This window comes from Alteribacillus bidgolensis (assembly GCF_002886255.1).
In the GTDB taxonomy this organism is placed as follows: Bacteria; Bacillota; Bacilli; order Bacillales; family Marinococcaceae; genus Alteribacillus; species Alteribacillus bidgolensis.
Genome location: NZ_KZ614149.1, coordinates 1,168,015 through 1,194,129, shown reverse-complemented (window position 1 = coordinate 1,194,129; position 26,115 = coordinate 1,168,015). Strand labels below are relative to the sequence as shown.

Genomic DNA, 26,115 nt, shown 5'->3' with positions numbered 1-26,115 from the left:
ATATGTCATGTTAACAACAATATTTCTAGCACTTGTCGCAGCTTTTATATTAACTGTTATTTTCTCCCCGCTATTTATTCCGCTTTTAAAAAGGTTGAAATTTGGGCAGAGCATAAGAGAAGAAGGACCGAAATCACATATAAAAAAAGGCGGGACCCCTACGATGGGCGGTGTCATGATCCTTCTATCCATTCTGGTCGTTACCCTTATTATACAAGCGGTAAAGATGGAATTCAGCACCGAAGCGTTTCTCCTTTTATTGGTCACAATTGGGTTTGGTCTGTTAGGATTTTTAGATGACTTTATTAAAATTACAAAAAAAAGAAATCTCGGTTTAACGTCAAAACAAAAATTGGCTGGACAGCTTGTTATTGCTTTTATCTTTTTTCTCGTTTTAAACAATGGTAATTTTGATACTTCTGTTTCTATTCCAGGAACGAGCTGGTCACTTGAATTTGGCTGGTTTTATGTGGTACTTGTCATCGTTATGCTTGTAGGAGCATCGAATGCTGTCAATTTAACCGATGGACTTGATGGACTCTTGGCAGGAACGGGAGCAATTGCGTTTGGGGCATTTGCCGTACTTGCATGGAATGCAGACATGGGAGAAGCGGCTGTATTTGCTTCCACTGTTGTGGGCGCTGTTTTAGGCTTTTTAGTGTTTAATGCCCATCCAGCAAAAGTATTTATGGGAGATACTGGGTCTCTTGCCCTTGGTGGAGCAATTGCATCTCTTGCCATCCTCACGAAACTTGAACTGTTGTTGATCTTAATCGGCGGTGTGTTTGTTGCTGAAACACTATCGGTTATTATGCAAGTACTTTCTTTTAAATTAAGAGGTAAAAGAATCTTTAAAATGAGCCCGATTCATCATCATTTTGAACTGACAGGATGGTCTGAGTGGCGCGTTGTAGTCACTTTTTGGGCTGTTGGAATGGTTTGTGCTGTACTCGGGATATATATTGAGGTGTGGGTATAATGAATAAAAGCTGGTTTAACGGAAAAAACGTACTGGTACTTGGCCTTGCTAAAAGCGGGATGGCAGCTGCAAAACTATTAAATACATTAGGTGCTGAGGTAATAGTAAATGACGCTAAAAATCTTCAAGGAACAGCTGAAGAACAAGAATTAGAAAGGGAAGGCATAAAACTTGTGTCAGGAAGCCATCCCCTGTCTTTGTTGGATGATTCAGTTGATTATGTAGTGAAAAATCCAGGAATACGATATGACACTCCTCTGATAGAAAAGGCACTTTCTCTAGGACTGCCAGTAGTGACAGAAATTGAGCTGGCAGACTTTGTTTCGAAAGGTGATATCCTAGCTATTACAGGTTCAAACGGAAAAACCACTACTACAACCCTTATTTATGACATGTTAAAAAAGAGCGCTGTTCCTGCTCATATTGCTGGCAACATCGGTAAAGTAGCATGTACAGTAGCCCAAACTGTCCAAGAAGAAGAAGTAATGGTTACAGAAGTATCGAGCTTTCAATTAAAGGGAACCGAACATTTTCACCCTCGCACAGCAGTGCTTTTAAATGTCTTTGATGCTCATCTTGATTATCACGGCGGACGGGAAGATTATGAGTATTCTAAGGGGAAAATTTTTGCCAATATGGGCCCTGATGATTATGCAGTATATAATGCCGACATCCAGTCAGCAGCCGATCTTGCTGAAAAATCAAAGGCTCAATTAATCCCATTTTCTGTTTCAAAATGGGTAAGTACGGGAGCCTGCGTGCAAAATGGGTCTCTTTACTTTCAAAATAAAGAAGTACTTCCCTTAAGCGAAGCGGCACTGCCAGGTAAGCATAATCAGGAAAATATGCTGGCTGCTATAGCTGGAGCAATGCTTCATGGTGCAAGTTTATCTGCGGTACGTGAAGTGCTAAGAAATTTTAAAGGAATTGAACATCGGCTGCAATATGTCGGAGAGGTCTCTGGCCGTAAAGTTTACAATGATTCAAAAGCGACAAATATACTTTCTACCCAAAAAGCGATAGAAGCCTTTGAAGATCCAGTTATTTTAATCGCTGGAGGACTTGATCGCGGCAATGGTTTCGATGACCTGATTCCTTCCTTAAAAACGGTTAAAGCAGCTGTGTTCTACGGACAAACAAAAGATAAGCTTAAAAAGGCAGCTCAATGTGCTGGCGTAGAAAATATTTCAGTCGTGGAGTCACTAGATGAAGCAGTGAGCGAAGCCTACTCATTTACAGACGAAAAAGATATTTTGCTTCTCTCACCTGCTTGTGCAAGCTGGGATCAATTTAAGACGTTTGAAGAACGAGGAAGTCAATATATAAAAGCAGTAGAAAATTTGAAGCAAACGTAAATTAACGCGGGGGAGTCCGAGCAGGTAAGCATGTTCACCTCTTAAAAGCATACATTGAAAGAAGAACAGTTCAATGTAAGCGAGAGGTGAACGGAAATGGAAAAAACGGTACGCCCTTTAGATACGGTACTGCTTGCTGCAGTTATAGGATTGCTCGCAGCCGGACTTTTCATGGTATATAGTGCAAGCTCTGTATGGGGTGAATTTGTACAAGGGGATTCATTCTACTTTTTAAAAAGACAGCTTATTTTCGCCGGTGTTGGTGTGGCAGCAATGATATTCATTTCCAAAATAGATTATTGGTTTTGGCAGCGCTGGTCCGTTGTTATTCTGGTCATTTGCTTTTTCTTGTTAATAGCTGTACTCGTCCCAGGTATCGGGATGGTACGGGGCGGAGCACGAAGCTGGATTGGAGCCGGAGCCTTTTCTATTCAGCCTTCTGAATTTATGAAACTTGGAATGATTATTTTTTTGGCCCATTTTTTAATGGAGCACCATAAAAAAATAACTTCCTTTAGAAAAGGGATGCTGCCTTCACTTCTGCTTATATTCACAGCTTTTGGCTTAATCATGCTTCAGCCTGATCTTGGTACAGGTACGGTTATGGCTGGAACTTGTTTCGTTTTATTATTTGTTGCAGGAGCCCGTATTCGTCACTTTGTTTTTCTAGGTGCATTGGGTATTGCTGGGTTTGCTGGTTTGATATTATCTGCTCCTTACCGCATACAGCGTATTACTTCTTTTTTAGATCCATGGTCAGATCCATTAGGAGCAGGTTTTCAAATTATTCAATCGCTATATGCCGTTGGACCTGGAGGTTTATTTGGATTAGGGTTTGGAGACAGTAGACAAAAATATTATTACCTTCCGGAACCTCAAACGGATTTTATTTTTGCTATATTGGCAGAAGAAGCTGGCTTTATTGGGGCTGGTTTTGTGCTAATCCTTTTTGGAATACTGTTATGGAGAGGAATTGCTACAGCTCTTACTGCTCCAGATATGTTTGGAGCATTTCTTGCAACGGGCATATGCGGCATGATATTTATACAGGTTCTGATAAATATCGGGGTCGTTACTGGCCTGTTTCCTGTAACGGGAATTACCCTTCCGTTTTTAAGTTATGGAGGGTCTTCTCTTACACTTATGTTGGTAGCTGTTGGTATACTATTAAATATTACGAGGTATCGAACGAATTATCATCGTTAGATAATGAATCAGGAGGATGTTATGAAAGTAATTGTGACAGGTGGTGGAACCGGAGGTCATATATACCCGGCACTTGCGCTTGTAAAAGAGATAAAGAAATTTGCACCGCACAGTGAATGTTTATATATAGGAACTGAAAATGGACTAGAAAGCGACATTGTACCAAGAGCTGGAATCCCAATTAAAACCATCACGATTAGCGGATTCCGGCGTAAACTATCATTGCATAATGTTAAAACTGTATGGCGTTTTATTCGAGGAACACGTAAAGCAAAAAAAATAATTGAAGACTTTGGAGCCGATATTGTTATAGGAACCGGCGGTTATGTAGCTGGTCCTGTTGTTTATGCTGCTTCAAAGATGGGAGTCCCTGCCATTATTCATGAGCAAAATAGTGTGCCTGGCCTTACCAATAAATTTTTAAGCAGGTATGTAGATAAAGTGGCTGTGTCATTTGAGGAATCCTCGCACTTCTTCCCTTCTGAAAAAGTAACTTACACGGGAAACCCAAGAGCATCAGAAGTTTCAGGAGAGAAACCGAAAAATCCACTGCCTGAGTTAGGATTGAAAGAAGAAAAGAAAACAGTTGTCATTGTGGGAGGCAGCCGCGGTGCAAGACCTATAAATGAAGCTTTTCTTAAAGCATTACCTACTGTAGGCAGTAAAAAATGGCAATATTTGTATGTAACTGGATCTGCTCATTATGATAAAGTAATAGAAGAAGTGAAAAAAGCTGGAAATCCGGAGAATGTCGTGATTAAACCGTTTATTCATAATATGCCTGCTGTTCTTTCTCATGCAGACCTCATGGTTACAAGAGCTGGCGCAACTACACTGGCAGAAATTACAGCTTTAGGTCTGCCATCCATTCTTATTCCAAGTCCGTATGTAACAAACAATCATCAAGAAAAAAATGCAAGAGCATTAAGTGATAACGGAGCTGCGATATTACGGGCGGAAAAAGAATTGGATGCAAATATATTATTACAAGATATAGATGAGGTATTAGCAAATGATGAAAAATGGCAAACCATGCATAAATCCGCGTTAAAATTAGCTGCGCCTCGTGCTGCTGAAAACATATACCGGTTAATGGAAGAATTAATGACGCCCTAATAAGAAAAAAGGGAATGGGAAAACAACTCCATTTGTTTTTATCTTCTTAAAAAAGGAGGTTATCAGAAGGTAATGAAAGAAATAATAAATGAATTAGAAAAGGAAAATGTCGGAAAAGTAGTGGGAAAAGAACCGCTTTCCAAACATACTACTTGGAAAATAGGCGGCCCAGCCGATATTTTTATCGAACCGGACGGCATAGATGGGCTTGTTAAAACGATGGAAATTATAAACAAAAATAATCTTCCGTGGAGAGCTATTGGCAGAGGATCGAACTTGCTTGTAGATGATGATGGAGTCGAAGGAGCAGTTATAAAACTGGGCCAAAATATTAGTCATTTGGAGATAGAAGGGGAAACTCTTCGTGTTGGCGGCGGGTACTCTTTTATTAAACTTGCTACTATTATTAGTAAAGAGGGTCTTTCGGGACTTGAATTTGCGGGTGGAATTCCTGGAACCGTTGGTGGTGCTGTCTTTATGAATGCTGGTGCTCATGGTTCAGATATGTCGAATATTTTAATAGAAGCGCGAGTGTTATTTCCTGACGGAAGATTAGAATGGGTAAATAACGAAGATATGAACTTTTCCTATCGCACCTCTCGGCTGCAAAAAGAGAAAGGAATTTGTGTTGAAGCTAAACTTCAAATGAAACAAGGCGATAAAAAGTCAATTGTAGAAGAAATGCAAGGCCATAAAAGTTATCGCCGTGAAACCCAGCCATGGAATTATCCCTGTGCAGGCAGTGTGTTTCGTAACCCGCTGCCAGATCATGCCGGCGCTTTAATAGAAAAAGCCGGCTTAAAAGGATACCAGGTTGGAGGTGCACAAATCTCAGAGCTTCACGGGAATTTTATTGTTAATGTGAATGAAGCCAAAGCAGCTGATGTGTTAGCGATTATAAAGCATGTACAAGACACCATTCGTGATCGGTATCAGGTAGATATGAATACAGAGGTGGAGCTCGTAAAAAGACAGGCGTAACCGCCTGTCTTATTTGGAAATTAAATCAGTGTGCTTCCGCTTTTCTTATACTTTAGGAATGTTTAACTTTGATAAAGGAACAAAGTATAAGTAAAAAAACGACTTCCGCCATAGGACTCGGTGGTAAGCCGAGTTTTTCTAATCAGATAGGAAAGTATAAAATTTTGCGCTTTGATGTCTAGTTTCAGCGCTCAACCTCTCGGGTTAAATAACCTCCAGTTCATTAAAGGCAAAGAGCCCCTTTATTGCCTGGAGAACATTTACCTGTCGGGGGCTCCCAGGAAAAAGGAACTTCTGCTAAAGGCGTGAACGTCGACGTACAGGACGTACTAATGTCGCCAATGCCACAGGACGTGGCGTTTTTGGCGACGAATTCACAACGGAGAAGTCAGCCCATCCAGGGCAAGCCAGTTCGGCGTTCTCACAGGACGTGAGGAACTTAGCCGAACGTCATTTAAAACAAGGGCGCTTGCGCTTTACTTAAGGAGGGATAAAAAAGATGCCGGATAAAAAGGTAGTGACAATTGATGATCGTATTCCTGCTCTGAAAGAGAAGCGGAAGAAGAGGTCTAACCGACGCTTGATCATATATCTTTCCATCTTTTTTATTCTGATTTTAATGGTTATTTATTTTCAATCACCTTTAAGTCATGTAAGGAATATTCAGGTTGATGGGAATGTCCATGTAGACAAAGAAGAAATTATTAACGCAAGCGAAATTCAGGAAGGCATAAGTATATGGAATATAGATACGGGAAAAACAGCAGCTAAATTAAAAGAATTTACTGAGGTAGAAGATGCTGCAGTAAGCAGATCATTCCCCTCTACAATTCAAATTGATATAGACGAATATAAACGGATGGCTTATGTAGAAACCGGAGATCAGTACATCCCGATCTTGAAAAATGGAGAGGTCCTTCATGACAATACTACTTCTGTTCTTCCGGCAGACGCTCCGGTTCTGCAAAACTTTGAGGAAGAAAGACTGCTTAAAGCCTTTGCGCAAGAATTAAGTCAACTAGGCGAAGGGATATTAAACCGGATTTCAGAAGTGTCTTATGTACAAGAAGAAGACAGCGGTTCACTTGTTTTATATATGAATGATGGCATAGAAGTAGCCACCACCATCCATAATTTTGCAAGTTATATGTCTTCGTATCCTTCTGTGGCAAGAGAGATCAGCCCAAATACGCCAGGTGTGCTTCATATGAAAATGAGCCCTTATTTTGAAAGCACGGAGGAAGAAACAGATGAAACGGAAGAATCAGAAGGCATAGAAGAAACCGAAGCAGAAAGCGCTGGAGAGGAGGAAAATGTTGAAGAAGAGTGAAGTCCGGATGCTCACTATATTATTTATGGTGCTAGGTTTTTTATTAACACTATCTTATCAAACGGCAGCGGAAAAAAATAATATAGTAGAAGAAGGACAAGCATTGTGGGAAGAAGACCGGCTGCGAAATTCCGTATTAGAAGAACAGGAACAAAACAAGGAATTAGAAGAAGAATGGCGTACTCTGCAAGGGGAAGTTCGGGAAATAGAAGAAGAGATTGCCGGGGAAGAAGTGTCTTCTTTTAATTTGGTAGAAGATCTAGAAAGACTGCGTATGCTAACGGGAGAAGTACCGGTAAAGGGGCCCGGAATAGAAGTAACACTTAATGATCATACATATGTGCCGGATGGCAGCAACCCTAATGATTACATAGTTCACGAGCGCCATATACAAGAAGTTGTAGATGAATTAGTGTTAGCAGATGCAGAAGCTATTTCTATTAATGGGTTTCGTATTACTCGAAATTCTTATATTCAATGTATCGGCCCTGTGATTAAAGTGGACAGCAGCACGTCTGCTGCTCCTTTTGTGATCCAGGCTGTAGGAGACCCTGAACAACTTGAAGCGGCACTGGAGTTATCTGGCGGAGTGAAGGACAAGCTTGTTAATGAGAATGTAGAAGTACGTACACAAAAACAAAATCAAGTGATGATGGAAGCCGTAGTAGGAGAGAGTGAATAATATGGGTTTCATAATAAAAGCAATCCTTCTTGTTGTGAGTGTTGGAGTTGGTTTTGCCGCTGTAACTCAGCTGCAAAATATCTCTCCAACGAATGCAGCAGACAACAGCAGGGATATTCTAGAGCTGCGGCAGACCCTTCGAGAAGAACAAGAGCATAGGCAGGAGTTATATGAAAGAATAAGAGAAAATGAACGTTTACTTGAAGAATATAAAGCTGAACAGAAAAACAGCAGAGAGTTTGCAATGAAAGAAGCCGTAGCTAATCTTGAAGAAAAAGCAGGTCTTACAGAAGTGAGCGGGCCAGGCATCACCATAGAATTGAAGAAAGCAGGTGCAACTCATGCTAATACAAGCAGCAGTGAAGTGAGTTTAACACCTGTACTACTTCGCCGTCTTGTGAATGAACTATATAGTTTCGGAGCGAAAGAAATTTCCATTGAAGGAGAAAGAATTTTGGAAACGACTGCTTTCCGTGACATTGGAGGGGCAGCTCACATTAATGGAAATAGACTGCCGGCATTGCCTGTCCAAATAAAAATAATTGCTGATGACCCAGAACAAGTTCATAACCAATTTATTGTTTCAGAGTCGGCGGAATATTTTTCATTTGAAAATGTGGAGCCCGTCTCAACAGTGAAAGACGAAGTAACCATTCCTGCTTATGATGAAATACGAAGAGTGCGTCATATGGAAGCAGTAGAGGAGGACTAGGTCATGTGGCTGCCAGTCGTCGGTGTGTTTCTAGGAGTCGTGATTGGATTATTGACAGGTGTTCACATTCCTGCTGGATATTCAGTTTATATCACCATAGCCATTTTAGCAGTTTTAGATACATTGGTTGGCGGGTGTAAAGCCAGTTTGGAAAAAGAATTTGAAGATTCCTTATTCATTTCTGGTTTAATTATAAATCTTTTTTTTGCTTTAAGTTTAGCTTTTCTGGGGGACCAACTTGGTGTAGACTTATACTTAGCAGCAGTTTTTGCTTTTGGTGTAAGGCTTTTTCGAAATATTGCTATAATGAGACGAGAGCTTTTAAAACAGTGGAAGATAAAATAATGGATCTTTGAAACTTGCTGAATAGTTTTTCACTCTTATTCAAAGGATTTCAACTTTAGTTGTTGAAGTGTAATAATATTGAAAAACAATCGTAAATAATTTTTTGTTAGTTTTTTCACACCAACCATCTTTTCACATGCTAAGATGGAAGGAAGGTGAAAAAAACAGAAAAAGAAAGAATAATAGATGCAGTTAAGATATGCAACGGGAGGTGCCAATACATGAACAACGAAGATATCTATGTCAGCCTTGATATCGGTACGTCCGGCGTTCGAGTTATAATAGGAGAAATGTCCGGAGGCTCCTTAAAAGTGATAGGAGTAGGCAATGCTCCTTCCACCGGATTAAAAAAAGGAGCTATTGTTGATATCGATGAAACAGTAAGGTCAATCCAACAGGCTGTCGATCAAGCAGAACGTATGGTAGGACTTCAGGTGGATCAAGTAATTGTGGGAGTGAATGGCAATCATATTGATATGCAGGCATGCAGTGGAGTAGTTGCCGTTTCGAGCCCTGACCGAGAAATCAGAAATGATGATATTGAGCGCGTAATGGATGCAGCTCAAGTATTGTCGATCCCGCCTGAACGAGAAGTCATTGATGTTATTCCAACACAGTTTATTGTAGATGGTCTAGAAGGAATCAATGATCCGCGGGGAATGCTTGGAGTCCGCCTTGAATTAGAGGGAATAATTATTACAGGAGCTAAAACAGCATTACATAATTTGCTTCGATGCGTAGAAAAAGCTGGACTAGAAGTTGCTGATATTTGTTTGCAGCCCCTTGCTGCAGGCACTGTAGCTCTATCTAAAGATGAAAAGTCTTTAGGAGTAGCACTTGTGGATGTTGGCGGAGGCTCTACGACCATCTCTGTTTTCCAAAACGGAATGATGCAGGCTATGTCCGTATTAGCAATCGGCGGAGATCATATTACTAACGATATCTCTGTTGGACTTCGCACGACCACAGAAGAAGCGGAGAGAGTAAAAAAAGAACAAGGACATGCCTTTATTGATGAGGCCTCTGATGAAGTTACTTTCGAAATGAAAACAATTGGCAATGAAAATACGGAAGAATACTCTCAATATGAAATAGCTCATATCATCGAGCCGCGTTTAGAGGAAATATTAGAACTGGTTGATGATGAAGTATATAAAATGGGTTTTTCTGATCTTCCTGGAGGTTATATACTCACGGGAGGATCTGTCATGGTACCGGGAGCACTTGAACTTGCTAGGGACGTATTGCGCCATAATGTCCGAATGGCTGTTCCTGACTATATCGGAGTTAGAGAGCCTGTTTATACAACAGGAATCGGTCTGATTGAATTTGCTCACCGAAATGTTAAAATGCAGGGTAAGGAGACAGCTGCTTCGGTTTCTTCTACTAAGAACAATGAACCAGAAGAGAGCACGAATCAGCAAAAAGCACCAAAACAAGAAAAAAATCCTGATGACCCTGGAATGAAAAATAAGGTGAAAAATTTCTTTAAAGTATTCTTTGAATAAGGTGCAAAGCTGCATGGATAGAACTGATGAATTAGGAGGACCTTGAATGTTGGAATTTGAGATGGATATGGAACAACTAGCCCAAATTAAAGTAATAGGTGTTGGCGGCGGCGGCTCCAACGCTGTAAATCGAATGATTGAAAATGGTCTTCAGGGAGTAGAGTTTATTGCGGTAAATACCGACGCCCAAGCTCTCCAATTATCAGAAGCTGAAACCAAACTTCAGCTTGGCGGTAAACTAACGCGAGGTCTTGGTGCCGGCGCTAACCCTGAAATTGGAAAGAAAGCAGCAGAAGAAAGCAAAGAACAGATTGAAGAAGCTCTAACGGGAGCAGATATGGTATTTATAACGGCTGGTATGGGAGGCGGAACCGGTACAGGTGCAGCGCCTGTTATTGCTGAAGTAGCAAAAGAAATTGGCGCATTAACGGTTGGTGTTGTAACCAGGCCGTTTACCTTTGAAGGCCGGAAACGTTCCGGACAGGCTTCCACTGGCATTACAGCCTTAAAAGAAAAAGTAGACACGTTAATTGTTATTCCTAATGATCGATTACTAGAAATAGTAGACAAAAATACTCCAATGCTTGAAGCGTTCCGCGAAGCGGATAACGTGCTCCGTCAAGGTGTGCAAGGTATATCAGACTTAATTGCAGTACCGGGTCTTATTAATCTTGATTTTGCTGATGTGAAAACCATTATGAGTGAAAAAGGTTCGGCGTTAATGGGAATTGGTATAGCTACAGGTGAAAACAGAGCAGCAGAAGCCGCTAAAAAAGCGATATCAAGCCCTCTTCTAGAAACGTCAGTGGACGGTGCACAAGGAGTCTTGATGAATATCACAGGCGGAACGAATCTCAGCTTATTTGAGGTGCATGAAGCAGCAGAGATTGTTTCAGATGCATCTGATCATGAAGTGAATATGATTTTTGGTTCTGTTATTAATGAAAATTTAAATGATGAAATTGTGGTCACTGTCATTGCAACCGGATTTGAAGATAATGAAGAAAAACAGGAAAAACAAACGCAGCGGCAGTCAAGTCTACAGCAAAGACGAAGCCAGCCTGCTGCAGGAGTAACACCGCGCATGAATGCTCAGCAGCAAGAACGCCCGCCACAACAAGAAGAAGTCAATGAACCTGTAAAAGAGCAGCAGCCGCAAGAAGAAACAGAAACATTAGATATACCAACATTTCTGCGCAACCGCCGCAGAAGAAAATAACCTTAGAATATTTTACAAGGGCTGTCCCTTAAGCCGACTTTTTGGCTTACAGGGACAGCTCTTTTTGTACTTTGAAAGATTAACTATGCTAAAGGATCAAAGTATAAGCAAAACAATGACTTCCGCCATTGGACTTGGCGGTAAGTCAAGTTTTTCTAACACTTTAGGAAGATTTAACTTTGTTAAAGGATCAAAATAGTATACTCTTGCCCTGAATTTAGACGTATTTCTCAAGAGGCGTTTTTCTAATGACAAAATAACTGAAAAGAAGAGAAAAAAACTGTCATGAACTGACAGACTTTTAAATAGTTTATATATATAATAGGAAATACTCTATCAACAGATGAATGCTAGAAGGTGATATGAATATATTATCTTGACTTGTTATTTGGATTAAATGTCATCATTCATCTTGTGTTATTCACTGGGACTGCGCGGTTGATCAAACGAAAACTCTCATTAAAACGTCTGTTTATCGTTTCTGTCATCGGATCCTGCAGTATTTTTATTGTACTTACTCCATTTGAGCTATGGCTGGTGCATCCGTTAGGCAAGGTTTTGTTATCTATTATTTTAGTCTCCGCTGCGTTTGGTTTTCCGTCTCTTTTCGCCTTTTTGCAAAGTTTATTTATGTTTTACGTTATGAGCTTCTTAGCAGCCGGGACAATTACAGCTATAGAAACCATGCGTTTTTCTTTGCAGCATAGAGAAGGATTTTTATCTGAGTATGCTGCTTCGATGTACAGCAGTTTTTCCATAATACTTATTGTGTTTTCGGTCCCTGTTTTGTGGTTGACATTTAAATGGACAGACAACACGACAACAGCTAGAAAAATGCAATGGTCTAAGTTAGCGACAGTGACAATTAAAGTAGAAAATACAACTTGGAAAGGCGAAGCTTTAATTGATACGGGCAATCAATTAAAGGATCCGGTCACTCGGTCGCCAGTTATGGTGATGCAAATTTCTTTATTGCAAAAAGAACTGCCTGAAGAACAGTTTAAACAGCTGCAGAATATGCTTCACCATAAACGGATCGAAGATTTAGAATACGTAACCTGGTGGGAAGGGAGGTGGAGGCTGGTTCCTTATAGAACAGCAGGGCAAAATATGCAAATGATGTTTGCATTGAAACCAGATTTGGTTACGGTTCAATATGAAGAAAGACAAATTGATTTTGATACGATATTAGTCGGTCTAGAGTCGCAGTCATTATCTTCAAATGAAGATTTTCAAATGATATTTCCTTCTGATCCTCTGCAGGCTTCTGCACATGAAAGTGCGTAAAACTATTTTTGTAGGAGGTCATACGTTTGCTGAAACTAAAGTTTAAACTATTATGGTACAGGCTGCTGCAAAAGATTGGTTTAAAACCGGACGAACTATATTATATTGGGGGCAGTGAAGCTCTACCGCCGCCTCTTTCCAAAGAAGAAGAGGCCCATTTAATCAGTTTGCTTCCTAAAGATGATGAAGCTGCCAGGTCGGTTTTAATTGAACGTAACTTGCGATTAGTTGTGTATATTGCCCGTAAATTTGAAAACACTGGTATAAACATTGAAGATCTAATTAGTATCGGCACGATTGGGCTTATTAAAGCTGTAAACACTTTTAATCCAGAAAAAAAAATAAAGCTTGCTACGTACGCATCCCGCTGTATTGAAAATGAAATTCTAATGCATTTGCGCCGTACGAACAAATTACGTTCGGAAATATCTTTTGATGAACCGCTTAACATTGACTGGGACGGTAATGAACTGCTTCTTTCTGATATTCTTGGTACAGAAGAAGATATTATTACAAAGGGCATTGAAGATAAAGTAGACCGCAGGCTTCTAAGAAGAGCTCTCAGCACCTTAAATCCACGGGAGAAACAAATCATGGAAATGCGTTTCGGGCTGGCGGGAAAACCAGAAAAAACACAAAAAGATGTTGCTGATTTATTAGGCATTTCGCAATCATATATTTCTCGTTTAGAAAAAAGAATAATCAAAAGATTACGAAAAGAATTTAATAAAATGGTGTGATTCCTTCTCTTAATATAGAGGCTGTTCAAAATTTTTTTCGAGTCAAAAAAGCAGGCTATCATGTATGAAAAGTGTGCTCCTGCTGGAATTTTTGACACGAAGGATATAGAACAGCCTCCTTTTATGTTTATTGGTGTCTGCATAATTTTCCTTTGCGAGGAAATACTGAACATGAACATACAAGAATAGCGGGGTGTGTATTGCATCCCCTACATCATTGCTTGGGAGGGACTACAGTGGCACGTAGCAAGGTGGAGATATGTGGTGTTGATACTTCTAAACTTCCCGTTCTAAAAAATAAAGAGATGAGAGCACTTTTCAGGCAAATGCAGCAAGGAGATGAACAAGCTCGAGAAGAATTAGTAAATGGTAATCTTCGTCTTGTTCTTAGTGTCATTCAACGATTTAACAACCGTGGAGAACATATGGATGATTTGTTTCAGGTTGGCTGCATTGGACTAATGAAATCCATTGATAACTTTGACCTTTCTCAAAATGTAAGATTTTCGACGTACGCTGTTCCTATGATAATAGGGGAAGTAAGACGTTATCTTCGTGATAATAATCCCATTAGAGTATCAAGATCCTTGCGGGATACAGCTTACAAAGCCCTTCAAGTTCGTGATCAGTTGATGGCTGAAAGAGCACGCGAAGAAGAGCCGACCGTACAAGAGATTGCAGCGAAACTGGAAATGCCTAAAGAAGAAGTCGTTTTTGCACTGGATGCTATACAGGATCCTGTCTCTTTATTTGAGCCCATTTACAATGACGGCGGAGATCCGATTTATGTAATGGATCAAATTAGTGATGATAAAGAGCAAGATAAAAAATGGCTGGAGCATCTTGCATTGAAAGAAGCAATGGTGCAGTTGACAGCAAGAGAAAAAATGATATTAAGTATGAGGTTTTTCCAAGGAAAAACACAAATGGAAGTCGCAGATGAAATTGGTATATCACAAGCTCAGGTTTCAAGACTTGAAAAAGCAGCTATTAAACAAATGAACCGCTCAGCAAGCATTTAACCCTTCTTTACCTCGCCTAAAAGCAGGCGGGGTAATTTTTACGTCAAAAATTCAAAAATTTAGGGGGCGGTTGGGACAAAGATAAGTTTTTCTATTTAGAGGATATGTTCTAGAGGGGTGATACATATATATGTAGTATTCAACTTTTGGGTAAAGGAGCCGGGGAGATGAGAATTTCAGAATTACAAGCAAAAGATATAGTGAATATGCATACAGGCAAAAGGCTCGGTCATGCAGGAGATGTCGATATAAATGTTGAAACTGGTCAAGTAGATGCGATCATTGTAGGCGGATCTGCGAAAATGATGACGCTTTTTAACCGTGATAATGAATTTGTCGTTCCTTGGACACAGATTGTCAAAATTGGTTCTGATGTTATTTTGGTAAATTTATATGAAGGAGAGGCAGAATAACACTGCTGCCTCTAACGCTTTGAACAAGGTCTTACAGGAATTTTCTATGGGAACAGCACAAAATATGTTAAAATAAATAGACTGATTGTGACGAATTTGTACGAAGGAAGAGGTATGATGGAAAAAGATCCTTTTTCTAAAAAAAGTGAAAGAATTCTTAGCGTAAACAGTAAACCATTTAAAAGAGAACCTTCTCTTCTAGCTGGAATAACAACAAGAAAAGGCGGCGAAGGGGTTAAGCCGTTTGATTCGTTAAATACCGCTTTTCATGTTGGAGATGAACCGCAAACTGTTATAGCAAACAGAAAGAATATTGGAAAAGAATTAGGTTTTCCACTTTCAAGCTGGACTGCTTCAGAACAAGTACATGGCAATGAGATAATAAAGATCAGGGGTGAGGATAAAGGTAAAGGGGCGTTATCCCGGCAGTCTGCAGCTGGTGAGGCAGATGGGATGTATACAAACGAAAAAGGATTACTGCTTGTAAGTTTTTATGCTGATTGTGTGCCTTTAATCTTTTTTGCACCAGCTGCCGAATTTGTGGGACTTGCTCATGCTGGCTGGAAAGGAACCGCACTTAATATTGGCGGGAAGTTTGTAAACACATGGGTGCAAACCGAAAAAATAAATATAGAAGACATCTATGTTGTTATCGGTCCATCTATTTCTCAAGAGGCGTATGAAGTAGATGATAAAGTCATTTCTCAATTGGAAAAACTCATTCCATCCTACAAACCTGTCCCTTGGTATTCTACACAAAAAGGCCGGTTTCAGCTGGATATGAAAGAAATGAATAAAGTTTTATTAGAAGTTGCCGGTCTTCCTTCAGAAAACATTTTTGTAAGCAGCTATTGTACATATAGCGAAAAAGAATTATTTTTCTCTCATCGAAGAGATGGCGGAGGAACCGGCCGAATGATGTCTTTCATAGGATTAAAGGAAAATAAGTAGAAAGGAGAAAAAGAAATAGTGACGGTAACAAACAACTTAGCTCATATTCAGCAGACAATAAAAGAAGCATGCAGCCGCTCAAACCGGCACACTGATGATGTAACGATTATTGCAGTTACTAAATATGTCACACTTGAAAAAACAAAAGAAGCTATAGAAGCAGGCATTCATCATATTGGGGAAAACAGACTTGAAGGGGCACTACAGAAATGGGAAGCATTTCATGGACAAGCCGAGTTTCATTTTATTGGTTCCCTTCAATCAAAGAAAGCGAAACACCTCGTCGATAAGTATGATTATATCCATTCTTTGGACAGGCTGTCTTTGGCGAAAGAATTGCAAAAGCGTTGTCCAGAGGGCAAGAAACTTCAGTGTTTTGTCCAGGTTAATACTTCTGGGGAAACGTCAAAATCCGGTCTTTCACCTGAAGAGACGCTTGATTTTATTAATAAACTTAAAGAATATTCGTCTCTTAAAGTGATTGGGTTGATGACTATGGCTCCTTATGAAGAAGATCCGGAACATACTCGTCCCGTTTTTCGCAGGTTAAGAGAATTACGTGATGAAATTCATGAACTCCGTTTAGAATACGCTCCTTGTGAAGAATTATCGATGGGAATGTCTAACGATTTTCATATCGCCATTGAAGAGGGCGCCACATTTATTCGTCTTGGCTCTACGTTAGTAGGTCATGAATAAAGCAGTGGCTAAAGGCGAAAAGGAGGGAATAGAATGAACTTCAAATCTAAATTTAAGCGCTTTTTCGAACTTGAAGACGAGGTAGTAGAAGAAGAGGAAGAAATGACAGAAGGAATGCAAGCGTATGAAGAAAGAAAAGAAGGGAAAGGGAAAAATGTGGTCAGTCTGCAAAGTGTGCAGCAGTCAGCAAAAGTAATGCTGATGGAACCCCGCCAATATGATGAAGCTCAGGATATTGCAGACCACTTGAAAAATAGAAAATCTGTAATCATTAATGTCCAGCGCATTCAGAAAGAGCAGGCGCGCAGAATTGTTGATTTTTTGAGCGGCACTGTTTATGCTATCGGAGGAGACATCCAAAAAGTAGGTACAAATATTTTTCTATGTACACCGGATAACGTCGATGTTTCTGGAGCTATATCAGAGATTTTATACGATACACAGGATTGATTGTAGTAAAGGAGAATGCAGAAAATGAATACCATAGGATCGATACTGCTGACAGGTATGACGCTTTATTCTTATCTCATTATTATCTATATTTTAATGTCGTGGTTTCCAAATGCGCGTGAATCGACGTTTGGGCAGCTGCTCGGGTCTCTAGTAGAACCGTATTTGGAACCGTTTAGAAAAATTATACCGCCTCTTGGAATGATTGATATTTCTCCTATCGTTGCTATTATTGCTCTTCATTTCGCACGTTACGGCGTACAAGCACTATTTTTCTAGGGAGAAAACGATGTCTGTATTTGTACACTTTAGAAAAGAAGAACATGCTTTTGTTGAACAAGTTATGGAATGGAAAGATGCAGTAGAAACAAAATATGAAAGAAAGCTGACAGATTTTTTAGACCCGCGTGAACAAGATATACTCACTTCCATTGTCGGAAAAGACGAAACGGTTCATCTCTCTTTTTGGGGAGGAGCAAACGGGTGTGAAAGAAAGCGGGCACTGCTTTATCCTTTTTATGAAAAAGCAGAACCAGAGGATTTTGAACTAATTTTATTTGAGCTGAAGTATCCGTCTAAATTTGTGACTATCGGCCACCGAGATGTACTTGGTTCCCTAACCGGGCTCGGGCTAAAGCGAAGCAAATACGGCGATATTTTAGAAGGCAGCGGACGTTTTCAATTTATCGCTGCAAGGGACATAGCTATTTTTATAGAAATGAATCTTCAAAAAATAGGAAAGGCTTCTATCTCGCTTGATAACATTCCATTTCAACAAATGCTGCCGATAGAAGACCACTGGGAAGAGGTACAGACAACGGTTTCATCATTTCGTCTCGATGTTATGGTTGCTGAAATGTATCGTCTATCCCGCAGCAAAGCGACCCCTTTTATAGAAAAGGGGCGCGTAAAAGTCAACTGGAAATCAGTCGATCAAGCATCCTTTCCCTTAAAGCCAGGTGACTATGTTTCCGTACGCGGTCTTGGAAGAAGAAAATTACTTCATACGGAAGGAAAAACAAAAAAAGGCCGCTGGAAAATTAGTTATGGAAAAAAGCAAGATCCGTAAACGACAGGCAGGATTTTTACAGGCGCTGTCGAAATATCATGTTACTGAATAATAGCAGAATGGAGGTGCGGCAAATTGCCTTTGACGCCATTGGATATTCATAATAAAGAATTCACCAGAGGCTTTCGGGGATACGACGAAGATGAAGTCAATGAGTTTTTAGATCAGGTCATAAAAGATTATGAAAACGTGATTCGTGAAAAAAACGAATTGTTTTCAAAAGTAAATGAACTAGAAGAGCGGTTAGAACACTTTTCTAATATTGAAGAAACGCTGAACAAATCTATTCTTGTAGCTCAGGAATCCGCTGAAGAAGTGCGTCGCAACGCAAAAAAGGAATCACAATTGATTATTAAAGAAGCTGAGAAAAATGCAGATCGCATTATTAACGATGCCTTAAATAAGTCTCGTAAAATTGAACTTGAAATTGAAGAATTGAAAAAACAAGCTTCTGTTTATCGGATGCGTTTTAAAATGCTGATTGAAGCGCAGCTTGAAATGTTACATAATGATGATTGGGATACTGTAATAGATACAGAAGAAGAACAAAGCCAAGAAGAGGTAGAAACAGATAGGCAAAGGCAGCTTGACTAATACAGGCTGTATGTTCTATAATTTTTTTAAATTTGAAAAACTCGGTAAGCTGCAGAATCCATATTTGCGAAATACCGTTGTTTAGCTTATACTGTGACCGTCTTATCATTTTTTCACAGTCAAAAAATATAAAAACAAAGAAAGGGACGCGCCATTTTGATTTTTTCGTTTAGCGAGCCGTGGATGGTGAAAGCACGGTGAATGATCAAAACTGGACATCACCCTGGAGTTCCAGAGCCGAAGAGTGACGGCACTCTCTAGGCTTTGGCGGTACAAACCGTTAACATAAAAGAGTGGATGCTGTTTTTGTACAGCATAACTAGGGTGGTACCGCGAGACCTTCTCGTCCCTTGATAGGGATGGGGAGGTCTTTTACTGTTTAAAAGAATCAACACCTTAAATGAGAAAGGCAGTCGTTTTTTAATAAAGGAGGAAGACAGTTAATGAGTTATAAAGAAACATTATTAATGCCTAAAACCGATTTTCCGATGAGAGGGAATCTTCCCAACCGGGAACCAGAAAAACAGAAAGAATGGGATGAACAAAATATATATGAAAAAGTACAAGAACGTACGAAAGACCGGCCTCTATTTGTTCTTCATGACGGTCCTCCATACGCTAATGGCGACATTCACATGGGGCACGCATTAAACAAAATTTTAAAAGACTTCATCGTGAGATATAAATCGATGAATGGTTATCATGCACCTTATGTTCCTGGGTGGGACACACATGGTCTGCCTATTGAAACAGCCTTAACAAAAAAGAAAAAAGTAGACCGAAAAAAAATGACGATAGCAGAATTTAGAAAGGCCTGCGAAGAGTATGCTTTAGAACAGCTTGACCGCCAGCGTGAACAATTTAGGCGTCTAGGTGTGCGGGGAGATTGGGATAATCCGTATATCACGTTGACAAAAGAATATGAAGCTCAGCAAATTAAAGTATTTGGGGAAATGGCGAAGAAAGGCTATATTTATAAAGGTAAAAAGCCGGTATACTGGTCTCCGTCTTCTGAATCAGCTTTAGCGGAAGCTGAAATTGAATATCATGATAAACGTTCTCCTTCGATTTATGTCAGTTTTGATGTAAAAGAAGGTAAAAATGTACTAGATGGTGACGAAAAATTTATTATCTGGACAACAACACCATGGACGATTCCAGCCAACCTTGCAATTACGGTTCACCCAGAACTCTCTTATGCTGTTGTGCAAGCAGGCAGTGAAAAATATGTAGTTGCGCAAGAGTTGATAGATCAGCTGCAATCAGAATTTGAATGGGAGAATCCAACGGTTCTAAAAACAGTACAAGGTAAAGAACTTGAACATATTATGACGTCTCATCCTATCTATGGGCGAGATTCTCTTGTTATTCTAGGCGATCACGTTACCCTTGATGCCGGAACTGGCTGTGTACACACAGCACCTGGACACGGGGAAGACGACTATGTTGTTGGACAGCTGTACGGTCTTGAAACATTGTGCCCGGTGGATGACAAAGGTTACTTTACAAAAGACGCTCCTGGCTTTGAAGGACTGTTTTATGATGAAGCAAATAAACCAATTACACAAAAATTAGAAGAACTTGGAGCTTTATTAAAACTTACGTTTATAACACACTCGTATCCACATGACTGGCGTACGAAAAAGCCGGTGATTTTCAGGGCAACCGCGCAATGGTTTGCATCGATTGAAGATTTTCGTGACGATTTACTAGAAGCGGTTAAAAATGTTACTTGGCTTCCGGAATGGGGGGAAACGCGCCTCTATAACATGGTGCGTGACCGCGGTGACTGGTGTATTTCTCGTCAGCGGGCCTGGGGTGTGCCGATCCCGATTTTTTACGGAGAAGATGGAGAAGAAATTGTAACCGATGAAACGATTAATCATGTTTCTGAGCTATTTCGCAAACACGGCTCTAATATTTGGTTTGAATGGGAAACAAAAGATCTGCTGCCAGAAGGGTACACATCTGAATACAGCCCGAATGGTGAATTCACAAGAGAAATGGATATTATGGACGTATGGTTTGACAGCGGCTCCTCCCACCAAGCAGTACTTGAGGAAAAAGAGCAGTTGCAGCGCCCGGCTGATGTGTATCTTGAAGGTTCGGACCAATACAGGGGATGGTTTAACTCTTCCTTATCGACGAGTGTAGCAACTACCGGCCAGGCCCCATACAAAGCTATTATTAGTCATGGCTTTGCCCTTGATGGAGAAGGCCGTAAAATGAGTAAATCTGTAGGAAATGTCGTCATTCCTAATAAAGTAATGAAACAGCTCGGAGCAGATATTTTGCGTTTATGGGTTGCTTCTGTAGATTACCAGGCTGATGTCCGCATTTCTGATAAAATATTAAAACAAGTTGCAGAAGCTTATCGTAAACTAAGAAACACCTTCCGTTTTTTACTTGGAAACCTGCATGACTTTGATCCGGCAAAAGACCGTATTAAAGAAAAGGATTTGCCTGAGCTTGACCGCTATATGCTCGTGAAGCTTCAAGATCTGATCAATAAATCGAAAAAGGGCTATGATGAATATCAGTTTGCTACTGTTTTTCACACGCTTCATAATTTCTGTACGATCGAATTAAGTTCGTTTTACATGGATATTGCTAAAGATACGTTATATATTGATGCACCAAATAGCAAAAATCGTCGTGCGATCCAGACAGTAATGTACGATACGCTTGTAGCGCTCGTTCGACTAGCAGCTCCGATTATTCCGCATACAGCTGATGAAGTATGGGCCTTTATCCCAGGGGTAGAAGCCGAAAGTGCACAGCTGACAGATATGCCGGAAGAAAAAGATGTAAGCCAAGCGAATGAACTAAAAGAAAAATGGGATTATGTCATGACTGCACGTGATGACATATTAAAAGCACTAGAAAATGCTCGAAATGAGAAAGTGATTGGAAAGTCACTCACTGCATCCATTACACTTTACCCAGAGCCTGAGCTTAAAAAAGTATTAGAAGAAGCAGGCGATTTAACTAAATTGTTTATTGTATCCAATGCGTCCATTGCTGGAACAAAAGCTGATGCACCTTCTTCTGCTGAAAGCCTGGAACATGTTGCTGTAGAAGTGAAACCTGCTGAAGGAGAAACATGTGAACGCTGCTGGACCGTAACAGAAACGGTTGGAAAGGATACTGAACATCCTGGTTTGTGTGATAAATGTACAGATATCGTAAAAGAACACTACAGTCACGTCTAATGAATAAACTCCGGGCGCCGTACTATGACTTGGTTTCCGGACAGATTTTACATCCATCTGTATAATAAACAGGTGTATGAAACTTATTTTTGCAGGCAAGGCAGAAAAACAGGGTGGATGGTAGCATGCTAATCGTTTATTATTTATTAACTGTTTTTATTATTGGCTTGGATCAAATTACAAAGTTTTTAGTCGTTGAAAATATGGACATTGGTGAAAATATAGAAGTGATTCCAGATTTTTTTTATTTGACGTCCCATCGTAATGCCGGAGCAGCTTTTGGCATTCTCCAAGGGCAGATGTGGCTATTTTTCATTGTTACGGTCATCGTTATTATTGCTGTTGTTTATCATCTGCAAAAATATGGAAACGACAGCAAGCTTTTTGGTATTCCTCTCGCCCTTATTTTAGGCGGCGCGGTTGGTAATTTTATTGACCGCCTTCTTTTTGGGGAAGTTGTTGATTTCTTTAACGTTTATATTTTTACGTATAACTATCCGATTTTTAATATTGCCGATTCTGCATTGGTGGTTGGAGTTCTTCTACTAGTTATTAAAATTACAGCAGATGAGTGGAAAGAAAAGAGGAAAAAAGCATGAAAGAATTCGAATGGTTTATCGAGACAACAGAAGCAGGAGAACGGATAGATAAATTTCTTTCTGGAAAACAAAATGACTGGTCACGAACAACCATTCAAGCATGGATAAAAGAAGGCTATGTACAGGTGAATGAAAAAAACATAAAACGTAACTACGTCCTGCAGGCAGGAGACACGATTGCAGTGTATCCAAAAGAGCCTGAAGAACCCGAAATAACCGCAGAAGATATTCCTCTTGATATTCGTTATGAAGACAACGATATTGTAGTCGTAAATAAGTCAAGAGGAATGGTTGTTCACCCTGCTCCTGGACATTATTCTGGTACGCTCGTAAATGCTTTGATGTATCATTGTGATGATTTGTCAGGTATCAATGGGGAATTGCGGCCTGGAATTGTGCACCGAATTGACAAGGACACCACAGGGTTATTAGTGGCAGCAAAGCATGATAAAGCGCATGAGAAGTTAAGTGTTCAGTTACAGGATAAAAAAATGGAACGACTATATAAGGTAATTGTTCATGGGACCATCCCGCACGAACGCGGTACGATAGAAGCACCGATTGGAAGAGATCCAAAAGACCGTCAAAAAATGGCTGTTACCGAAAAAAATGCAAAAGATGCTGTCACGCATTTTACTGTTTTAGAACAATGGAAAGATTATACGTTTTTGGAATGCCGGCTTGAAACGGGCCGTACCCATCAGATTCGTGTACATATGGCCTACATTGGCCATCCAGTTGCAGGTGATCCAAAATACGGAAGAACCAAAACGCTGCCGATTGCAGGCCAGGCTCTACATGCAGCAAAACTGGGCTTTGTACATCCTGTAAAGAACAAATATATGGAGTTTGAAACTTCTTTGCCAGAAGACATGTCAAAAATTATAGAAGATCTTCGAAAAAGGTCTTGACCTTTGTTTCTAGATTTGCCATAATCAATATCAAGATAACAGCACAATACCAACTAAAAGCACCCTTTAAAAACAGTCCCGTGAGGCTGAGAAGGAGCTTGTGTACAGACCGCATAATAACGAAGCGGTATCCCTATGTCTGTATATAGGTAACCCATCCTCTCACCCAGTCGGGCGGGAGGATTTTTTTCTTTAGGAAAGTGTAACTTTGCTAAAGAAAAAAAGTATAAGAACCTAAACAAGAGACGCTCTTTCCCTGCAGTGCTGCTTATAAGAAAATAAACTTCTGCTGAAATCGCGATTATCGGATTTTCACCAATAGATGAAGAATTTGCAGCTTCCGAACTTTCTTATATAAGTGTCAAGCGGCAGTGAACGGAAGGGAAACATGCAATAAGCTTCCAATATTACTTGATTTTAGATAAAAAAGATAGGGCGGTAGGTTACGATGGAAACAGAAGAAAGAGTATTACTCGATGAGCAGGCAATACGAAGAGCGTTAACCCGCGTTTCTCATGAAATTATAGAAAAAAATAAAGGCATAGAAGACTGCATTCTTGTTGGAATTAAAACGAGAGGAATTTACGTAGCCGAGCGGCTGGCAGCAAATATATCACGGATTGAAGGAAAAGATATTCCAGTAGGTACAGCAGACATTACTCTGTACCGGGACGATTTGAGCCATCAAACAGAAAGCGCTGATCCAGAATTAAAAGGTACCGACATTCCTATTACTATTCATGATAAAAAAATCATTTTAGTAGATGATGTACTTTACACCGGAAGAACGGTAAGAGCAGCAATGGATGCGGTGATGGATCTTGGCAGACCTTCTCAAATCCAGCTCGCTGTTTTAATTGATAGAGGTCACCGTGAACTTCCAATTAGACCTGATTATGTTGGGAAAAATATACCAACCTCAAAAGAAGAAGTCATTGCCGTCAAATTGAAGGAAGCAGATAAAACAGACGAAGTGACCATTCGGCAAAAAAATTAAGTGTGAATAATTACGCACCTCTTTAATTCAGTCCGGTGAGGCTGAAAAGAGGTATAAATCAAGCGGCAGATTTTTGTCGTCCCCGCTTGCGATTTGTACCTCTTTGTCCTCTCGGGCAAGGAGTTTTTTAATACCTTAGCCGAGATGAGACAACAAGTGCGATCACAAATCGGGAGGTAAATGAAATGGAAAACAACGTAAAATTACGTGTGGATGAAGTGCCGAAGTGGAATCAATGGTTAATATTAAGCTTGCAGCATTTATTTGCAATGTTTGGAGCTACAATTCTTGTACCGGTATTAACTGGTTTGAGCCCAGCAATCGCTCTTATTTCAAGCGGTCTTGGAACGCTGGCATATTTGATTATAACAAAAGGGCAGATTCCTGCTTATCTCGGCTCTTCTTTTGCTTTCATTATGCCAGTGATCGCGGCCATGTCTATAGGCGGGCCTGAAGGTGTAATGATCGGCTCGTTTACAGCAGGGGTTATTTACGGTATCACTGCACTTCTTATTAAATGGACAGGTGTACAATGGCTGATGAACTTGCTGCCGCCGATTGTGGTAGGGCCTGTCATTATGGTGATCGGTTTAGGGCTTGCAAGTACGGCCATCGAAATGGCAATGAACTTTGATGAGGAAAGCGGAACGTATGTCCAGCCTATGCTTCATTTTAGTGTTGCGCTTGTTACACTTGCGATAACGATTGTTGCTTCTATCTTTTTCAAAGGATTTTTCAACCTCATTCCTATATTGTTCGGCATAACCGGTGGTTATACGATGGCAGCATTTATGGGGCTTGTTAATTTTACTGAAATTGCTGCAGCACCGTGGCTGCGTGTCCCCGACTTCGTAACACCTTTTGCAACCTTTACACCGCAATGGTCTTGGAGCATTGTAGCTATTATGGCGCCAATTGCCATTGTGACATTAGCAGAACACATCGGAGATCAGATGGTGTTAAGTAAAGTAGCAGGAAAGAACTTTGTGAAAAAGCCCGGCTTGCATCGTTCGATCCTTGGAGATGGTGTAGCTACTATCATCGCTTCCTTTGTCGGAGGGCCGCCGAATACAACGTACGGCGAAAACATTGGTGTTTTAGCCATTACAAGGGTGTTCAGTGTATTTGTGATCGGAGGAGCGGCTGTACTAGCCATACTCTTTGGATTCGTAGGGAAAGTTGAAGCTTTAATTACAAGTATTCCAGGAGCGGTTATGGGGGGCATTTCCATCCTGCTTTTCGGAATTATCGCTTCTTCAGGCATGAGAATGTTAATTGATAACCAAATTGATTTTGGAATAAAACGCAACCTTATCATTGCTTCTGTAATCTTAGTAACAGGGATTGGCGGTGCCTTTATCCAAATCAGTGATAATTTAGAAATTGCAGGCATGGCATTAGCAACGATCATCGGTATATTGTTAAATGCCATCCTTCCAGGGAAAAAATACGGCCAAGGAAACGGTGCTATGTTTGCTTCCCTAGAAGAACAACTAAAAGAAGAAGAGAATAACAACGCAGCCTGATCCATCTTTTAAAAGAGTACAGAGAGACTCTCAAGGGTGAATATACAGTGTGAGAAAGTATAAGCTGACGAAAAGCACATGCTTTCTAATACCCTTTAGCAACAAAAGGGATCCCTGTATCTTTAACCCCTGAGGAGAGCCTTCAGGGGTTACATTTTTAACTTTTTATTTGAGTGCCTAGCGGTTTTACCGATAAACCATTTCTTTTGAGG

At 40.2% G+C, this 26,115-nt stretch carries 26 protein-coding genes and 1 other annotated feature; all 26 genes read left to right on the top strand.

What is annotated here, in order from left to right:
- The first annotated feature begins 7 nt into the window (after nucleotides 1-7).
- The 26 genes from mraY (at nucleotide 8) to CEF16_RS05975 (ending at nucleotide 25,903) form a co-directional block, all read left to right on the top strand.
- Complete coding sequence (mraY, locus tag CEF16_RS06100; RefSeq protein ID WP_091582833.1) at nucleotides 8-979, top strand: phospho-N-acetylmuramoyl-pentapeptide-transferase; 972 nt, start codon at nucleotides 8-10, stop codon at nucleotides 977-979.
- Complete coding sequence (gene murD, locus CEF16_RS06095) at nucleotides 979-2,334, top strand: UDP-N-acetylmuramoyl-L-alanine--D-glutamate ligase (RefSeq protein WP_091582836.1); 1,356 nt, start codon at nucleotides 979-981, stop codon at nucleotides 2,332-2,334. The genes mraY and murD overlap by 1 nt, the downstream gene beginning before the upstream one ends.
- 96 nt (nucleotides 2,335-2,430) lie before the next feature.
- A complete protein-coding gene (gene spoVE, locus CEF16_RS06090) occupies nucleotides 2,431-3,540 on the top strand; it encodes a stage V sporulation protein E (protein WP_091582839.1) in 1,110 nt (369 codons plus the stop codon).
- A 21-nt stretch (nucleotides 3,541-3,561) separates the two neighbouring features.
- On the top strand, nucleotides 3,562-4,656 hold the full coding sequence (gene murG / locus CEF16_RS06085; RefSeq protein ID WP_091582842.1) for an undecaprenyldiphospho-muramoylpentapeptide beta-N-acetylglucosaminyltransferase: 1,095 nt from the start codon (nucleotides 3,562-3,564) through the stop codon (nucleotides 4,654-4,656).
- A gap of 72 nt (nucleotides 4,657-4,728) precedes the next feature.
- Nucleotides 4,729-5,637 carry a UDP-N-acetylmuramate dehydrogenase gene (gene murB, locus CEF16_RS06080; RefSeq protein ID WP_091582844.1) on the top strand — a complete coding sequence of 303 codons (909 nt, stop codon included), beginning with the start codon at nucleotides 4,729-4,731 and terminating at the stop codon, nucleotides 5,635-5,637.
- A 499-nt stretch (nucleotides 5,638-6,136) separates the two neighbouring features.
- Nucleotides 6,137-6,967, top strand: coding sequence for a cell division protein FtsQ/DivIB (locus tag CEF16_RS06075; RefSeq protein WP_091582847.1), 831 nt, complete (start codon nucleotides 6,137-6,139; stop codon nucleotides 6,965-6,967).
- Complete coding sequence (locus tag CEF16_RS06070) at nucleotides 6,951-7,649, top strand: DUF881 domain-containing protein (RefSeq protein WP_091582850.1); 699 nt, start codon at nucleotides 6,951-6,953, stop codon at nucleotides 7,647-7,649. The genes CEF16_RS06075 and CEF16_RS06070 overlap by 17 nt, the downstream gene beginning before the upstream one ends.
- A 1-nt stretch (nucleotide 7,650) precedes the next feature.
- Entirely contained in the window at nucleotides 7,651-8,361 is a 711-nt protein-coding gene (locus tag CEF16_RS06065) for a DUF881 domain-containing protein (protein WP_091582853.1), read from the top strand.
- 3 nt (nucleotides 8,362-8,364) lie between these two features.
- Nucleotides 8,365-8,706, top strand: a complete 342-nt coding sequence (locus CEF16_RS06060; RefSeq protein WP_091582855.1) for a small basic family protein — start codon at nucleotides 8,365-8,367, stop codon at nucleotides 8,704-8,706.
- A gap of 221 nt (nucleotides 8,707-8,927) precedes the next feature.
- Nucleotides 8,928-10,214, top strand: coding sequence for a cell division protein FtsA (ftsA, locus tag CEF16_RS06055; RefSeq protein ID WP_091582858.1), 1,287 nt, complete (start codon nucleotides 8,928-8,930; stop codon nucleotides 10,212-10,214).
- A gap of 46 nt (nucleotides 10,215-10,260) precedes the next feature.
- Nucleotides 10,261-11,433, top strand: coding sequence for a cell division protein FtsZ (gene ftsZ / locus CEF16_RS06050; RefSeq protein WP_091582861.1), 1,173 nt, complete (start codon nucleotides 10,261-10,263; stop codon nucleotides 11,431-11,433).
- A 381-nt stretch (nucleotides 11,434-11,814) separates the two neighbouring features.
- Complete coding sequence (locus CEF16_RS06045) at nucleotides 11,815-12,720, top strand: sigma-E processing peptidase SpoIIGA (RefSeq protein WP_170031637.1); 906 nt, start codon at nucleotides 11,815-11,817, stop codon at nucleotides 12,718-12,720.
- 20 nt (nucleotides 12,721-12,740) lie between these two features.
- Entirely contained in the window at nucleotides 12,741-13,460 is a 720-nt protein-coding gene (sigE, locus tag CEF16_RS06040) for an RNA polymerase sporulation sigma factor SigE (RefSeq protein ID WP_139185919.1), read from the top strand.
- A gap of 236 nt (nucleotides 13,461-13,696) precedes the next feature.
- A complete protein-coding gene (sigG, locus tag CEF16_RS06035; protein ID WP_091582869.1) occupies nucleotides 13,697-14,482 on the top strand; it encodes an RNA polymerase sporulation sigma factor SigG in 786 nt (261 codons plus the stop codon).
- Nucleotides 14,483-14,649: 167 nt separating this feature from the next.
- Nucleotides 14,650-14,895 (top strand): YlmC/YmxH family sporulation protein, encoded by a 246-nt coding sequence (locus tag CEF16_RS06030; protein WP_091582872.1) that lies wholly within the window; start codon nucleotides 14,650-14,652, stop codon nucleotides 14,893-14,895.
- A gap of 114 nt (nucleotides 14,896-15,009) precedes the next feature.
- Nucleotides 15,010-15,846, top strand: a complete 837-nt coding sequence (gene pgeF / locus CEF16_RS06025; protein WP_091582884.1) for a peptidoglycan editing factor PgeF — start codon at nucleotides 15,010-15,012, stop codon at nucleotides 15,844-15,846.
- Between the two features lie 18 nt (nucleotides 15,847-15,864).
- Nucleotides 15,865-16,545: a YggS family pyridoxal phosphate-dependent enzyme gene (locus CEF16_RS06020; RefSeq protein WP_175488341.1), complete on the top strand. Its 681-nt coding sequence runs from the start codon at nucleotides 15,865-15,867 to the stop codon at nucleotides 16,543-16,545.
- Between the two features lie 33 nt (nucleotides 16,546-16,578).
- Nucleotides 16,579-16,995, top strand: a complete 417-nt coding sequence (locus CEF16_RS06015; RefSeq protein WP_091582888.1) for a cell division protein SepF — start codon at nucleotides 16,579-16,581, stop codon at nucleotides 16,993-16,995.
- 24 nt (nucleotides 16,996-17,019) lie between these two features.
- Nucleotides 17,020-17,274, top strand: a complete 255-nt coding sequence (locus CEF16_RS06010; RefSeq protein WP_091582891.1) for a YggT family protein — start codon at nucleotides 17,020-17,022, stop codon at nucleotides 17,272-17,274.
- Nucleotides 17,275-17,284: 10 nt separating this feature from the next.
- A complete protein-coding gene (locus CEF16_RS06005) occupies nucleotides 17,285-18,064 on the top strand; it encodes a YlmH family RNA-binding protein (protein ID WP_091582895.1) in 780 nt (259 codons plus the stop codon).
- A gap of 75 nt (nucleotides 18,065-18,139) precedes the next feature.
- A complete protein-coding gene (locus CEF16_RS06000; protein ID WP_091582897.1) occupies nucleotides 18,140-18,658 on the top strand; it encodes a DivIVA domain-containing protein in 519 nt (172 codons plus the stop codon).
- 128 nt (nucleotides 18,659-18,786) lie between these two features.
- Nucleotides 18,787-19,012: a binding site (T-box leader), on the top strand.
- 89 nt (nucleotides 19,013-19,101) lie between these two features.
- A complete protein-coding gene (gene ileS, locus CEF16_RS05995) occupies nucleotides 19,102-21,870 on the top strand; it encodes an isoleucine--tRNA ligase (RefSeq protein WP_091582900.1) in 2,769 nt (922 codons plus the stop codon).
- A gap of 125 nt (nucleotides 21,871-21,995) precedes the next feature.
- Entirely contained in the window at nucleotides 21,996-22,469 is a 474-nt protein-coding gene (lspA, locus tag CEF16_RS05990) for a signal peptidase II (RefSeq protein ID WP_281259150.1), read from the top strand.
- A complete protein-coding gene (locus CEF16_RS05985) occupies nucleotides 22,466-23,380 on the top strand; it encodes an RluA family pseudouridine synthase (RefSeq protein ID WP_091582903.1) in 915 nt (304 codons plus the stop codon). Before lspA ends, CEF16_RS05985 begins: the two co-directional genes overlap by 4 nt.
- Nucleotides 23,381-23,828: 448 nt before the next feature.
- Complete coding sequence (gene pyrR / locus CEF16_RS05980; RefSeq protein WP_091582906.1) at nucleotides 23,829-24,377, top strand: bifunctional pyr operon transcriptional regulator/uracil phosphoribosyltransferase PyrR; 549 nt, start codon at nucleotides 23,829-23,831, stop codon at nucleotides 24,375-24,377.
- Nucleotides 24,378-24,562: 185 nt separating this feature from the next.
- Nucleotides 24,563-25,903: a solute carrier family 23 protein gene (locus CEF16_RS05975; RefSeq protein ID WP_091582908.1), complete on the top strand. Its 1,341-nt coding sequence runs from the start codon at nucleotides 24,563-24,565 to the stop codon at nucleotides 25,901-25,903.
- Nucleotides 25,904-26,115: the final 212 nt, after the last annotated feature.

Bases quoted from the DNA above. Each gene is read 5' to 3' on its own strand.
- CEF16_RS06005 (WP_091582895.1), top strand. From the start codon at position 17,285: ATGTCTGTATTTGTACACTTTAGAAAAGAAGAACATGCTTTTGTTGAA.
- CEF16_RS06060 (WP_091582855.1), top strand. From the start codon at position 8,365: ATGTGGCTGCCAGTCGTCGGTGTGTTTCTAGGAGTCGTGATTGGATTA.
- CEF16_RS06030 (WP_091582872.1), top strand. From the start codon at position 14,650: ATGAGAATTTCAGAATTACAAGCAAAAGATATAGTGAATATGCATACA.
- CEF16_RS06065 (WP_091582853.1), top strand. From the start codon at position 7,651: ATGGGTTTCATAATAAAAGCAATCCTTCTTGTTGTGAGTGTTGGAGTT.
- pgeF (WP_091582884.1), top strand. From the start codon at position 15,010: ATGATGGAAAAAGATCCTTTTTCTAAAAAAAGTGAAAGAATTCTTAGC.
- mraY (WP_091582833.1), top strand. From the start codon at position 8: ATGTTAACAACAATATTTCTAGCACTTGTCGCAGCTTTTATATTAACT.
- murD (WP_091582836.1), top strand. From the start codon at position 979: ATGAATAAAAGCTGGTTTAACGGAAAAAACGTACTGGTACTTGGCCTT.
- ileS (WP_091582900.1), top strand. From the start codon at position 19,102: ATGAGTTATAAAGAAACATTATTAATGCCTAAAACCGATTTTCCGATG.
- spoVE (WP_091582839.1), top strand. From the start codon at position 2,431: ATGGAAAAAACGGTACGCCCTTTAGATACGGTACTGCTTGCTGCAGTT.
- ftsZ (WP_091582861.1), top strand. From the start codon at position 10,261: ATGTTGGAATTTGAGATGGATATGGAACAACTAGCCCAAATTAAAGTA.
- ftsA (WP_091582858.1), top strand. From the start codon at position 8,928: ATGAACAACGAAGATATCTATGTCAGCCTTGATATCGGTACGTCCGGC.
- murG (WP_091582842.1), top strand. From the start codon at position 3,562: ATGAAAGTAATTGTGACAGGTGGTGGAACCGGAGGTCATATATACCCG.
- murB (WP_091582844.1), top strand. From the start codon at position 4,729: ATGAAAGAAATAATAAATGAATTAGAAAAGGAAAATGTCGGAAAAGTA.
- lspA (WP_281259150.1), top strand. From the start codon at position 21,996: ATGCTAATCGTTTATTATTTATTAACTGTTTTTATTATTGGCTTGGAT.
- CEF16_RS06010 (WP_091582891.1), top strand. From the start codon at position 17,020: ATGAATACCATAGGATCGATACTGCTGACAGGTATGACGCTTTATTCT.
- CEF16_RS06075 (WP_091582847.1), top strand. From the start codon at position 6,137: ATGCCGGATAAAAAGGTAGTGACAATTGATGATCGTATTCCTGCTCTG.
- CEF16_RS06015 (WP_091582888.1), top strand. From the start codon at position 16,579: ATGAACTTCAAATCTAAATTTAAGCGCTTTTTCGAACTTGAAGACGAG.
- CEF16_RS05985 (WP_091582903.1), top strand. From the start codon at position 22,466: ATGAAAGAATTCGAATGGTTTATCGAGACAACAGAAGCAGGAGAACGG.
- pyrR (WP_091582906.1), top strand. From the start codon at position 23,829: ATGGAAACAGAAGAAAGAGTATTACTCGATGAGCAGGCAATACGAAGA.
- CEF16_RS06070 (WP_091582850.1), top strand. From the start codon at position 6,951: ATGTTGAAGAAGAGTGAAGTCCGGATGCTCACTATATTATTTATGGTG.
- CEF16_RS05975 (WP_091582908.1), top strand. From the start codon at position 24,563: ATGGAAAACAACGTAAAATTACGTGTGGATGAAGTGCCGAAGTGGAAT.